Annotated in this window: 9 protein-coding genes; 4 read left to right on the top strand and 5 right to left on the bottom strand. The window is 69.8% G+C overall.

Features of this window, described 5'->3' with window-relative positions; genetic code table 11:
• Position 1 precedes the first annotated feature (1 nt).
• The 5 genes from ABZ532_RS26680 to eccE form a co-directional block, all read right to left on the bottom strand.
• On the bottom strand, positions 2–1864 hold the full coding sequence (locus ABZ532_RS26680; RefSeq protein ID WP_361288818.1) for an ABC transporter substrate-binding protein: 1863 nt from the start codon (positions 1862–1864) through the stop codon (positions 2–4).
• A gap of 208 nt (positions 1865–2072) precedes the next feature.
• On the bottom strand, positions 2073–5087 hold the full coding sequence (locus ABZ532_RS26675; RefSeq protein ID WP_361288815.1) for an SCO5717 family growth-regulating ATPase: 3015 nt from the start codon (positions 5085–5087) through the stop codon (positions 2073–2075).
• Between the two features lie 229 nt (positions 5088–5316).
• A complete protein-coding gene (locus ABZ532_RS26670; protein WP_361288812.1) occupies positions 5317–5550 on the bottom strand; it encodes a DUF397 domain-containing protein in 234 nt (77 codons plus the stop codon).
• 220 nt (positions 5551–5770) lie between these two features.
• Positions 5771–6490 (bottom strand): hypothetical protein, encoded by a 720-nt coding sequence (locus ABZ532_RS26665; RefSeq protein ID WP_361288809.1) that lies wholly within the window; start codon positions 6488–6490, stop codon positions 5771–5773.
• Positions 6490–7869 (bottom strand): type VII secretion protein EccE, encoded by a 1380-nt coding sequence (eccE, locus tag ABZ532_RS26660; RefSeq protein ID WP_361288806.1) that lies wholly within the window; start codon positions 7867–7869, stop codon positions 6490–6492. The genes ABZ532_RS26665 and eccE overlap by 1 nt, the downstream gene beginning before the upstream one ends.
• A 182-nt stretch (positions 7870–8051) precedes the next feature.
• On the opposite strand from eccE, the gene eccB reads away from it, so the two are divergent.
• The 4 genes from eccB to ABZ532_RS26640 all read left to right on the top strand — a co-directional run bounded on the left by eccB (position 8052) and on the right by ABZ532_RS26640 (position 13250).
• Positions 8052–9569, top strand: coding sequence for a type VII secretion protein EccB (gene eccB / locus ABZ532_RS26655; RefSeq protein ID WP_361288803.1), 1518 nt, complete (start codon positions 8052–8054; stop codon positions 9567–9569).
• A 14-nt stretch (positions 9570–9583) separates the two neighbouring features.
• The gene (mycP, locus tag ABZ532_RS26650; RefSeq protein ID WP_361288800.1) at positions 9584–10801 is read left to right on the top strand and encodes a type VII secretion-associated serine protease mycosin; all 1218 of its coding nucleotides are present in this window, start codon (positions 9584–9586) and stop codon (positions 10799–10801) included.
• A 250-nt stretch (positions 10802–11051) separates the two neighbouring features.
• On the top strand, positions 11052–11525 hold the full coding sequence (locus tag ABZ532_RS26645; protein ID WP_361288797.1) for a hypothetical protein: 474 nt from the start codon (positions 11052–11054) through the stop codon (positions 11523–11525).
• 6 nt (positions 11526–11531) lie between these two features.
• Positions 11532–13250 carry a hypothetical protein gene (locus tag ABZ532_RS26640; protein ID WP_361288794.1) on the top strand — a complete coding sequence of 573 codons (1719 nt, stop codon included), beginning with the start codon at positions 11532–11534 and terminating at the stop codon, positions 13248–13250.
• Positions 13251–13257 lie beyond the last annotated feature (7 nt).

Below are 13257 nucleotides of genomic sequence, written 5' to 3'. Positions count from 1 at the left end.
GCTATTCACGGTCGTCCGCGGTGGCCCGCCGCCGCCAGGCGGTGAGCACGGCGCCGGCGATGACCACGACGGCGGCCATGGCGATGCCGATGGTCAGCGGCGTCCGGGACGCACCGGCCCCTGAACCGCCGTGTGCCGCGGCGGCGGCCGGCTTGGCGGACCACCAGCTCCAGTAGCCGTCCTGGCCGTAGATGTTGCCGCCGTTCTCCGGCATGGTCGTGATGGACTTGATCTGGTCGGTGCGGTACGCCTCGACGGCGTTCGGATACGCCATGACATTCATGTACCCGATGTCGTACAGCCGGGCCTGCATTTGCCTGACCAGCTCGGCGCGCCTGGCGGGGTCGTACTCCGCGGCCTGCTGCTCGTAGAGCTCGTCGTACTTCTTGTCGCAGATGAAGTTGTCCGTGGCACCCGTGTCCTTCGGCGTGGCGGGCAGCGCGGAGCAGGTGTGGATGGAGAGCACGAAGTCCGGGTCCGGATTCACCGACCACCCGTCGAAGGCCAGATCGTAGTCACCCTTGACCCAGGGGTCGGAGACGTTGTCGAGGCAGTCCACCTTCAGGGCGATGCCGAGTTCACCCCACCACTCCTGGAGGTATTTGCCGACCGCCTTGTCGTTCGGGTCCGTGGCATGGCACAGGAGCCGGAAGTCCAGCGCCCTCCCGTCCTCGCCGACGCGCCTGCCGCTGCTGTTCCTGCGGTAACCAGCCCGGTCGAGCAGCCGCGCCGCCTCGGCCGGGTCGTAGTCGATCCGCCGGCCGGGGGAGGGTTTCCAGAAGTACGAGGTGAAGCGGGGCGGGATATAGCCCTCGCCCTCCACCGCATGGCCCTGGAAGACCTTGTCGACGATGGACTTGCGGTCGACGGCGTGGAAGAGGGCCTTGCGCACGGCCGGATCGAGTAGCGCGGGATGGCCGCTGCCGAATCTGCCGCCGTCCTGGGACCGTGCCCCGGGGTTGGTCGCCAGGGCGAAGAAACGCCGGCCGGGAGCGTCATTGACCTTGATGTTCCCGGCGGAGCCCAGCGATGCGGCCTGAGCGGGCGTCAGCCCGGAGACGAACGACACCTCGCCCTTGCGCAGCGCGGCGACGGCGGCGTCCCCGTCCTTGTAGTACTTGAACACCAGCTCGTCGAACACGGGTACGCCGCGCCAGAAGCCCGGGTTGGGCTTCAGCTTGACGTACTGGTCGACCTTGAAGTCGGTCAGGATGTACGGGCCGTTGCCCACGACCGGGAACTGCTTGTCGTTGTTGAACTTAGAGAAGTCCCCGACCTTCTCCCAGACGTGCTTGGGCACGATCGGGACGTCGAGCGCCGACATGGTGGCCTGCGGCTTCTTCAGCTCTATGACCAGCGTCTCCGGATCCGGGGCCGTGACCTTCTTGAAGTTGGCGGTGAAGCTGCCGTTCGCGGTGGCCGCGTTCTCGTCCGCCATCATCCGGTTGAACGTCCACGCGGCGTCCATGGCAGTGGCGGGTCTGCCGTCGGACCACGTGGAGTTCCTGCGGATCTTGTACGTCCACGTGAGCTTGTCCGGGGATGCCGTCCACTCCGTGGCGAATCCGGGGATCGGGTGCGCGTCCTTGACGTCGTAGTTCGTCAGATACTCGTACATCAGCCGGTGCAGGCTCGTGGAGACGAGCCGCTGAGCCAGGAACGGGCTGAGCGAGTCGACGCTCTGCGAAACGGCGACGGTGAGGACGTACTTTCCACCGTTTCGCCCATCGTCCCGGCTGCCGTCCGCGGCCTCTACGGTCCGTGGCGCGGCTACCGCGGCGGACGCGGCGACGAGGGCGGAGGCGAGGAGCACACGGGCGAACGGCTGCCGGTGTGCGCTGTGTGCGGGGGCGTTGGTGACCATGAGACGCTGACCTCGCGATCGTTGCTCGCTCGGAGAAGGCACGTGGATCTTTTGGACAGCCACTGGTGAAGCGAGATCTATCAGCGCGGTCTAGACGTGTCAACGATGCCCGACGGGGCGTCAGACCCCATGTGGGCTGCGGGAATGCCAACGGCCCGCACCGAGGGTGATCGGTGCGGGCCCGTTATTGGTCTGAACCCCTGTCGCCCTACTGCTGAGGGGGTGGCGGCGCCTGCGGAGGCTGCTGCGGGTGCTGCTGTGGGTAGCCGTAACCGGGCGGCGGTACGGGGCCGTGCGAGCCTGACTGATCCGGCTGGCCTGGCTGATTCGGGTATCCCGGCTGTCCGGGGTACACCGGCTGCCCTTGCTGCCCCGGCTGCTGCGGCTGCCCCGGAGGGGAGCCGGCGGGACCGGGCATGGACTGCGCCGGGGACGGCGACGACTGCTGCCAGGGCTGCCGCGCACCCGGCTGTGGGGCGTACGGCTGCTGTACGCCGTACGCGGGCTGTGCGCCGTAGGGCGGCTGAGGCTGCTGCGGGCTCGGGGCATAGGGCTGACCGGGCATCGGCTGGCCCTGCGCGGGCTGACCCGGCATCGGCTGGCCGGGCATGTGCTGACCCGGAATGGGCGGTGCCAGGTGCGGCGGCTGCTGGCCCTGGCCGTCCGAGGTCCACAGCCCCTGCATCTGCTGTGCCCGTACGAAGTCCTCCGCGACCATCGCCGACAGGTTGAAGTACGCCTCGCGGGTCTTCGGACGCATCATGTCCAGGTCGACCTCGGCGCCCGCCGCGAGATGCTCGTCGAACGGAACGACCACGACACCGCGGCAGCGCGTCTCGAAGTGCTGCACGATGTCCTCGACCTTGATCGTCTTTCCGGTCTCCCGGACCCCCGAGATCACCGTGATCGAGCGCTGGACCAGGTCCGCGTAGCCGTGCGCCGAGAGCCAGTCGAGGGTGGTGCTCGCACTGCTCGCTCCGTCGACGGACGGGGTGGAGATGATGATCAGCTGGTCGGCCAGATCCAGCACCCCGCGCATGGCGCTGTAGAGCAGACCGGTGCCCGAGTCGGTGAGGATGATCGGATACTGCCTGCCCAGCACATCGATCGCGCGCCGGTAGTCCTCGTCGTTGAACGCGGTCGAGACGGCCGGGTCCACGTCATTGGCGACGATCTCCAGCCCGGAGGACGCCTGAGAGGTGAAGCGGCGGATGTCCATGTAGGAGTTGAGGTACGGGATCGCCTGGACGAGGTCCCGGATGGTCGCGCCGGTCTCCCGGCGCACCCGGCGGCCGAGCGTGCCCGCGTCCGGGTTGGCGTCGATCGCCAGGATCTTGTCCTGGCGCTCGGAGGCCAGAGTGGAGCCGAGTGCGGTGGTGGTCGTGGTCTTTCCCACGCCGCCCTTGAGGCTGATGACCGCGATCCGGTAGCAGGAGAGCACCGGCGTGCGGATCAGCTCCAGCTTGCGCTGCCGCTCGGCCTCCTCCCGCTTGCCGCCGAGCTTGAAACGGGACGCCGCACCGGGATTCCGGCTCGACTTGGCCTTCTGCTTGGTGTTGCGCAGCAGCCGGTCGGACGAAAGCTCCACGGCCGCGGTGTACCCCAGCGGGGCACCTGGCACGGAACGCTCTCGCTGGTCGTGCGCCACGGGTGTGGGCCACCCGGTGCCCGTCCGGGGATCGACGGGCCCGGCGGGCTGCTGCTGCTGTCCCGGCCCCTGCTGCGCGGGAACACCGGGATACGGCTGCTGCGGATTCGGCCCGGGCGCGGCGGACGGCAGTGGAGAGCCCGGCTGTGCGGTGTAGGGCGGCTGAGGTGCGTGCGGGCCCTGCGGCGAGTGTGCCTGAGGAGCGTGCGGGCCCTGCGGCGAGTGTGCCTGAGGTGCGTGCGGCGCCTGAGGTACGTGCGGCACCTGGGGTGATTGGGGTGCCTGCGCCGGTGGAGCCTGCGGCTGCGGAGCGGCCGAGTGACCCGGCTGGCCCGGAGTGCCGTGCGGCTGCGCCTGCGGGCCGGGCTGCGGGAAGCCGTATCCGCTCTGCTGAGGGGGGACGCCGGGAACGACCGGCGCGGCCGCCGGCCCGGGAGCGCCGGGCTGGGGGAAGCCGTATCCGCCCTGCTGCGAGGGGAAGCCGGGAGCGGCCTGCCCCGGGGCGGCGTGCGCCGGGGGAGCGGGATGACCCTGCTGCGGGAAGCCGTAGCCCTGCTGCTGCGCTGGCGGCTGGGAGCTGTCGGCGTTCTGGGGTGCGGAGCCGGTGGGCCCAGCGGGCCACGGCGACGCGGCCCCAGGCGCGGCGGGCTGGAACGCAGGCGGCAGGGGCGGCAGCCCGGTCGTCTGCGGGACCGGCGGGGGAGTCCAGGGCTGGGCCGCTGCGGGAGCAGGCGCGGCGTCCTGTGGGGTGCTGCCTTGCGCGGCGGGATCCCGCGGGACCGACGTCTGGGGAGCCGCATCCTGCGGCACGGCGTCCGAATGGGCGTTCGCGGGCGCGGTGTCGTCGGCGGGCTCGGCTGCCGCGCCGGCGTTCGCGGCCCCGGAGGCGGCGTCCGCCCTCGCGTCCTCCGCCGTGTCAGGCGTCCCGTCAGCCGGGGCGGGTTCGGCCTCCTCGCGCTGCCCGGTGCTCTGCTCGGCGGACGGCTCGTCCACGGTCACGTCCCCGCTCGTACCGCCGGCGGAGTCCTCCGCCGCGGCCACGTCATCACCCGAGCCACCCGACGTCCGGGCCCTGGTCTCCCCGGGAGCCTGCGGGATCTCGGCGTCGGCCGCGGCACCGGGAGCGTGTTCGTCCGACTCGGCCGGCTTCGCGGAGTCCCGCTCGGCGATCTCCCGCCTCAGGGCGGCGGGCGAGAACCGCATCGTGGCGCCGCTCTCCAGGTCCCCGCCGCCGAACTGCTGCGCGGCAGGAGCCGCCGCCGGCGCAGGGGGTGGGACGGGCATGGGGGACGGGGGCTGCGCGGGCGTCCAGCTGGGTTCGAAGCCGCTGCCCTGGGGCAGCCCGGGCACTGCTCCCGGTGCTCCGGACGACGGCGGCGTCACCTGCTGCCCGTCCGCTCCCGTACCGGTGGCTGCGCCCGTACCGCCCGGAGCCGCTGGGTCGTTCTGCGTGTACCAGGCGGGAGGGGTGTAGTCGATGGTGAACTCACCCGTCACGTCGGCGGGCTCCGCGTCGGACTGATCGTCGGCGGGTGTGTTCCAGCCCCCGTGGATCTCGTCCCGATCGCCGTTCACTTTGCCTCCTGTGGTCGAGCACCCTTGTGCCGTGGTGGGTGGGGGGCGGCCGTAACCGTCGTTCGTTCCGCCGCTCGCTCTCCCCGTATCTGACGCCGCGCACCGTCCGCAGGTTCTGACCGCGTCACTCCCACCACCCTAGCCATCGGTGCCGACAGCCGGATCGAGGGGGAGGCTCCGGTTGTGAGCCCGCCCCTCCGCGGCGATCAGCGGCGATCCGGTAGGACCGTCACCGGAGGTCGAACTCCCCGTCCCGGGCACCGAGTACGAACGCCCGCCACTCCGCCTCGGTATACCGGAGCACCGTGTCCGGGTCGACCGAGGACCGCATCGCCACAGCACCGCCAGGAAGATGGGCGATCTCCACCCGCTCCTCACCCGGGCTGGTACCCGGCGCACCGTGCCACTCGACCCCGGAGATGTCGAGGGCGTAGAGCTCATCCTTCTCTTGTGTGCTCCCCATGAGCCGCACTTCCTTTCGGTGAAGCCGAGTCGGACGTGCCCGGGCAGGCCGGCTGTGACTCATCCTCGAGGGGGACATCGCAGTGGGATGTTGCCCGGATCACACCGGGCATTGTATCCAGCGGGGTTGACGGCCACCGGCGCTTCGAGACGAGGGCGACAGCGCGGTGAACGCTGCTCCGTCCGGCCGGACAGCCATCCCGTGCCAGTGCCCCGGCACCTCAGTCCATCCGGCGAGGCATACCGAGCAGCCCGGTCTCCGCGTCCGTCGCGCCGGTCATCACCCAGTGCCGCTCGCGCCCCGAGACCCAGAGCGTCACACCGTCAGGAAGCGTCGGAAGCGCGTCGCTCTCGGGCCGGGACAACCCGAGGATCCGGCCGATCTGCTCGGCTTCCTGCGGCGAGACCCGCTGCACCCCCACCAGCGTCGCGTCGCGCAGCAGCCGCGGCGCGACCGGACTCAGATAGGGCAGCAGTGTGAGCACCGACTGCCAGGGCGAGGACACCACACGCCCCCTCGGCGGCCGCATGCCGCAGTCCCGGACCACGACCACCGGGCTGCCGACCGTGGCGCCCATCGGCGGCACCCGCCCCACATCGTGGAGCGTGATGCACTCCAGACCCGCGCCCGCCGCTTGCGCCAGCGTGGTCCAGGCCTGGGCGCGCCCGGTCTCCACCGCCACCCGGGCGCCCGTGCCCGCAGCCCGCAGCGCCAGCACCTGGGCGGTCCAGAGCCCGCCGATCAGCAGCACGTCGTACGGTGTCGAGCGGTGGAAGCCCACCATCTGAGGACGGCCCTCCGCGTCGTCGCCGATGACGACACCGTCGTCCCCGACCGGCAGGGAGAGCGTCCCCAACGTGTGCGCCGGCACGGTGTGTCCGGCGTGGCGCGGACCGAACAGGCCCCGCAGGCCGTGCGGCGAACCAGTCATCAGACCCATCAGCGGGTACCTCCCAGAGGCATCGTCGCCAGCGCACCGGGCAGTTGCTCGCGGTCCAGCCGCCGCAACCCGACCTTCGCAGACCGGGCGGCCTGCTCCAGCGCCCTTCGCACACCCACCAGTTCGGTGTCCGATCCGCCGGTGATCCGGACATGGCCGCCCACCGTCGTCGCTCCCTTCTGCGCACCCCGCCGCAGGGTGATGCTGAAGGTGGTCGCGTAAGCCGGGCTCGACGTGAGCGTCGACACCAGCCTGGGCAGGGGCTGCGCCCCGCGCCCCAACGCGGGCCAGCGGTCCACGGCATAGGTCGTGTGCCAGCGGTCGTCGCAACGCCAGACCCGCGATGTCTCGGCCGTGCGACGCTGGGGCGCCGCCCCGGGCCGTCCGGCGAGTGCGGCTGCGCTCGGGCTCGCGCAGGACGCGGTGGCCATCGCGGAGTTGAGCTCCTCCTGGTCCAGGACCGTGGCCCGGAAGCCGGCTCCGGTCAGACGGCTCGCGACATGGTCCGCGACGCGGACGAGACAGCGCTGAGCGCCCTCCATCCCGCCGCCGCGCGCCTCGACCGCCTCGCGGCAGAGCTCCGGATCCAGTTTCACCGCCACCCAGGTGAGCCTCAACGCGGGTGCGCCGGTGCGCTCCTGGAGCGGCGTGTACGAGAACCGTGCCACCGCCTGCTGCGGCAGATGGTGCGCCGGCGCCGAACGTACCTGCTGCACCAGCTGGACCGACTCCACCGCGATGTCGTCGACCTGGAGCGCCCCGCCCAGGAGCGACAGCGGCAGTGCCCGTGCACCAAGGGCGGGACGGAGCCCGGAGCCGCTCGCCTCGACCCGTACGACCGCCGTGAGGAACGTACCGTCGCCGAGCATCCCGACGGTGCGCCGGTCGCGGTCCACATAGGTGAACGGCCTGATGCGGGGGATCGCTTCGGCGACAGGTGCCAGTGAGATGTCGAGATCGCCAGGTGAAGGCATGGCCGCCCGGCGGCGCGCACGCAGGCCGAGCACCGTGGTGAGCCAGTCCTGTACGGCGTGACCGCGGCGGCGCAGCACTGCGAGGAGCACCAGCAGCGTGGCAATGACCACGGCGGGTACCAGCCAGAGGCCGTCGAGCGCGAAGCCCACCACGACGAGCGCGAGCGCCAGTTCGACAAGCACCAGCTGCCACAGCGTGAACGGACCGACCCGGGTGGTGCGCGACAGGGGCCGCAGGGTGGTCGAGGCAGGCGCCGACTGGGACCGGCCGTTCGCCGGTGTGCTGCCTGATGGTGTGCCGCCCGACGGCTGGCCGCCCGAGAGTGCGTTGCTGCGTTGCCGTGGGGAATTTTCGGAAGTGCGTCCGGAAGTCCGCCCTCCGCGCGAGCGTGTCGCCGTACCCATCGCCGCGTTGTCCCCCTCGTGTCCGTATGCGCCGTATTACCACGGGCGTTGACCGGTCGATCACCCTACCGGAGCAGTGAGCACTAGGCGCCACCCGGCATAGTAGGGGGCGGCACGGCGGTCGGCCCCATGACCTGGGTCAGGGAACAGCGGCCGCCCAGCGGGGAGAGGGCAGCGGACAGATGGCATCACGTCGGGACGAACTCAACGCATACACCTTCGCGAAGCGGAGACTGATCGCGCAGTTCGTACAGCCGAACACAACCGGCTCGGAGGAGGGGGCACCCCGGCCGCTTCGCGCGGTGGTGCCCGGAGCCATCGTCGCCGTCGTGGTCCTCGCCGTCTTCGGCGCGTGGGGCATGTTCAAGCCGGTGGCACCACGGGACTGGGACCGGCCCGGTGAGAACGTCATCATCGCCAGCAAGTCGACCACCCGCTATGTCGTGCTGAAGACCGGCAGCAAGACGCAGCTCCACCCGGTGCTCAACATGTCGTCGGCGAAGCTGCTCCTCAACGCCGACAAGGGCAAGGTCATCAACGTCGACGAGTCGGTGCTCGACAACGGCAAGATCCCGCACGGCGCCACCCTCGGCATCCCCTACGCCCCCGACCGGCTCCCCGACGAGAAGGACGCGGGCGTCGCCAAGCGCTGGGCCGTCTGCGAACGGCCGGGCGCGGGAGGAAGGGCGATCCAGAAGGCCACCTTCGTCCTCGCCGAGCGCGAGGAGAAGAAGACCGAGGGAGCGAACCGGCTGCGCGGCGGTGAGCTGATGTACGTGGAGGCGGAGGGGACCCGCTACGTGGTCGACGCGGAAGGCACCGCGTATCCCGTCGAAAAGGACGAGTTGCTGCTGCGCCAGATCGTGGGCCGTGGCCAGGTGGCCCAGCGCGTGTCCCGCGCGTGGCTGGACACCCTCCACAAGGGCGACACGATCTCGTTCCCCGAGATCCCCAACGCGGGCAGGGACGCAGGCGTGCCCGGAAAGCTGCCGGATGACGTGAACAAGGTGGGCATGGTCCTCACGGCCACCGACGGCACCAGGAACCAGCACTACGTCGTCCTGCCCGGTCGCGTCGCCCCCGTCACCGACTTCACCGCGAAGCTGCTGCTCAACAGCCTGGACCTGGTCGACCTGGACCAGGACGGGCGAGCACAGGCCGTCAGCGCCGCCACCTTCGAGCCGGGCGAGCCCTTCGGCCAGGACAAGGACTGGCCGGAGCGCGCCCCCGTGACGGTCAACTCGGCGACCACCGACGAGGGAAGCCGCAGCACCGTGTGCAACGTCCTGCGCGCGGTCGACGACGACGGCTCCACCACCCTCAGTACCTGGGCCGGCACCGACTTCCCCGCGACCCTGCCCACCGGGTCGAGCAGCGGCTATGTCACTCCCGGGTCCGGGCAGTTGTTCCGCCAGTTCAAGGGATCCAGGACCGATACGGGCTTCCTCTTCCTGGTCACCGACACCGGACTGCGCTATGCCATGCAGTCCAACGGCGACAGCGCGACGAACGAGTCCGGCATCGGCTCCTCCGGTTCGAAGAAGGAGAAGCAGGCCCGGATGCAGGAGGCCCAGCAGGCCCAGAACAGGCTCGGGTACAAGGGCGTCGACCCCGTACCGGTGCCCGCGGTCTGGTCGACCCTCCTGCCCACCGGCCCCCGTCTGTCCACCAGCGCGGCGACCCAGCCGCAGGGCTCGTGAGGGCCGGGCCTGACATGAACTCCGTACACCGCCGCATACCGGCTGCCGCAGCAGCCCTCACACTCGTCTTCCTCTGTGCGCCGGCCGCTCCCGCGGTGGCGGATTCCACGGAGTGCACCTTCCCCAGCAAGAAGTACGAGGGCCGACCCTGGGCGCTGCAACGCGTGCTGCTGGACGAGTTGTGGAAGCAGTCCACCGGCAAGAAGGTCCGGGTCGCTGTCATCGACACGGGCGTGGACATCAAGAATCCGCAGCTCACCCGTGCCGTGGACGCCAAGAGCGGCAAGAACTTCCTGCCCAAGAAGGACAAGAAGGGCGAGAAGATCGAGCGCGGCAACGAGAGCGGTACCTCGGACACCGTCGGCCACGGCACCAAGATCGCGGGCATCATCGCCGCCCGGCCCGCCGAGGGCACCGGATTCGTGGGCCTCGCCCCCGATGCCACGATCATTCCCATCAAGCAGAACGACGCCGAGGGGCACGGCACAGCGGAAACCCTGGTCGACGCCATCAACCACGCGGTGAAAGAGGAGGCCGATGTCATCAACATCTCCCAGGACACGGCCAATGCCGTAAGCCCAACTCCCCGGCTGCAGGCGGCCATCGACAACGCGCTCTCCAAGGAGATCGTCGTCGTAGCCTCCGCGGGCAACGACGGACTGGGCGGCAACGTCAAGGAGACCTACCCGGCCTCGTACCCGGGCGTCCTGGCTGTCGCCGCGTCCGACCGCAACAACGAACGCGCGGCGTTCTCCCAGTCCGGCGAGTTCGTCGGCATCGCGGCTCCGGGCGTGGACATGATCTCCACGGTCCCCGGTGGCGGTCACTGCGCCGACAACGGCACCAGCTTCTCCGCCCCCTATGTGGCGGCGGTCGCAGCACTCATCAAGAGCAAGCACGGCACCTGGACCCAGGAGCAGATCGTCGCCCAGATCCAGCAGACCGCTGAGCGCTCGATCGCGGGCCATGACCGTCTCGTGGGCTGGGGGGTCGTCGACCCGGTGCGGGCTCTGACCGAAGACGACAAGCCAATCGAGAAACCCGTCGCCCACGAGGGCGTGACCCGTGTCGAAGCCCCCACCCCGGCCAAGTTCCACCTCGGCGAGACAGCCGAGGAACGCAACGCCCGCCTCGCGACCTACGCCGTGATCGGGGGCGCGGTCCTGGTCGCCGCGATCGTCGGCGGCGCGGTGACCGTACGCGACGCCCGGCGGCGAACGCGGAACCCCTGAGCGAGGAGCGAAAGTTGAGTACGCGTACGGATACGGTCGCGTGTGGGAACCGCATAGGTTCAATAGATCGTCGACCAGTTGTGCCACCGGGTGTCGCGCCTGAAGTCGGGTGACCGTTAAGACACTTGGGACTGTCAGACTCTGTGGCTACAGTGTCTGCAGAGCACAAGTGAATGACCGGTCACCACAATCCACGATCGCAACGTTGTGAATTTTCTGTGATGACTGTAAACGGGGAGGATCAGTCGTAATGCTGCCAGCGGAGGACGGCGGCTGGAGTGGCAGCTCCAGTGGCACGGGCGACCTTGTACGCGGTGTCGGCGCATTGAGGACATTCCAGAAGCGGGTGAACGAACTTCTCAGCGACCTCGAGGGCGGCGCCGGCGGCAGCAAGTCGGTCGCCCAGCAGCAGATCTCGCGCGCGTCCTTCAGCGGCGCCAACATGAGCTTCGCGGAGGCGGACGGTCTTTTCGGCCAGTACAACCGGGTCCACACCACGCTCGTCAATCTCTCGAAGTCGCTCGGTGACCAGATCGAGCTGCTGAGTATCGCGGTGCATGCGACGGATGTCGGCTTCGACAACGTCGAAGAGGACATGCGGTATCGCTTCCACCAGATCCAGACGCGCCTCGAAGAAGAGCGCCAGGCGCGGGAGAAGACGCACGGCGACAAGCCCACGCGCGAGACGAACGACATCAAGCACGGCCAGAAGGATCTGGGGTGATCTCGGATGACTGACAGCAAAAAGCCGGAGTTGACCCCGCAACAGCAGTCGGCTGCGGCGGCGAAGCAGCAAACCTCCGACTCGGCGCAGATCGAGACGGCGTATTCCGCCACCGACTTCTTCGTGCGCGGCCCGGGGGCGCTGGGCATGCTCGGCTTCGGCTCGGGCGTCAGTCTGGGCAAGACGAGCTTTGAGAGCGTCCGGCTCAACGACATGCTCGACCTACTCGACAACTCCAATCCGTCGGACCTGGAGAACGCGGGCACCGCCCTCGTCGGCGCGAAGACCGCGCTCAACAAGGCGGCCGAGGAGCTCGCCCAGTACATCCAGGACACGGAGTGGAAGGGCGAATCGGGTACCGAGTTCACTCGGTACGGCAAGGAGCTCGTCTCGTACACGTTCGGCCTTGGCACCTTCGCCAACGCCGTCGGCGAACAGATGAAGGTCGCCAGCGAGGGCCTCACCTCCGTGCGCAACTCAAAGCCCCCGCGCGACGGCCGGTTGGTCCAGAAGCAGGTGGAGGACTTCGCACTGCCGGAGCGCCGGGACGACAACCCCGAGTACGCCCAGGCGGTGAAGACGGAGGGTCACCGCCAAGAGGCGATCAACCAGATGAACCGTCTGGCTTCGTTCTACACGGTGTCGGAGCACTACCTGGCTGGGCAGGAGCCGCCGACGTTTCCGAAGGCACTGGAAGCGGCGGTGCCGAGGCCCGCATGGGACCCGTCAGAAGATCGAGAGTCCGGAACCAGCGGCTCGAGAACCTCTCCTTCAGGGGCTGCTGTCGATGAAGCAGTTCGTCACCAGCCAGATGTGAGTGGCGCGAGAGGTGCGTCCGGGGCGGAATCCCTTGGCGCAGCAAGGCCAGTGCCCGACCGCGACACGTCGGTCGAGATCGACAGTGTCCAAGCACCGCCTGCTCCTCCCGCACCGCCTGCACCGGCACCGGTGGCCCCGCCAACGACGGGCACCCCCGGCCCCACGACCCCCCCGGTTCTGCCCGTGCAGGGTCCTTCGAACCCCGTCCGTCCTGTATCGCCTCGGTTGACGGATGCCAAGGGTGCTCCCAGGACCACCACCGGTCCAACGGCGACCGGACGCGCTACCGGGACCGGTCGCATTCCCGGCGATCACACCGCGGCCGGCAGGCAGGGCCCGGTAGGTCGGCCGTCGGGCCCCACGACGGCGAGCCCCGCAACGGGGAGAGTCGGAAGCCCGACCACTCAGGGACCTGTGGTTGGTCGGCCGGGCGGGCCAGTGCAGTCGGCTGCCGGACGCGTGCCTCCGAATGCGACGACTGGTCCGCGTGCTGGACGTGCGGACGGCATCGTCGGAGGTACTCCGCAGCGTCCCACGACGGGCTCCACTGGTTCGCGTATGCCGCGCGGAACCGTGATCGGTACTGAGGGGCACGCTCCGGGACGCGCCTCTGCGGTGAGTCCCAGTCGCCCCGGAGTCATCGGCGCGAACACGGGGAGCACCTCTCAACGTCCTGTTGGGAGGGGCACGCCGAGCGTCAACGGGGTGGTCGGTAACCCTCGCAGCGGATCTCAGGCTGCGACGCGGCCCACCTCCGGAGGCGCTTCCGGGGGCAGCGGTGGCCAGTGGAAACCCCGCAAGCGAAAGCAGGAGCGTGATGGTTCCACGCGTCCCGACTACCTGACAGAGGACGAGCAGACGTGGACGGCGCAGCGGCGTGATGCCGTACCACCAGTGATCGACTAGGCAGACG

Origin of the sequence: Streptomyces sp. NPDC019396 (assembly GCF_040632375.1) — a bacterium.
Taxonomy (GTDB): domain Bacteria; phylum Actinomycetota; class Actinomycetes; order Streptomycetales; family Streptomycetaceae; genus Streptomyces.
The sequence above is the reverse complement of the archived record's forward strand: the minus strand, read 5'-3'. Positions and strand labels throughout refer to the sequence as shown.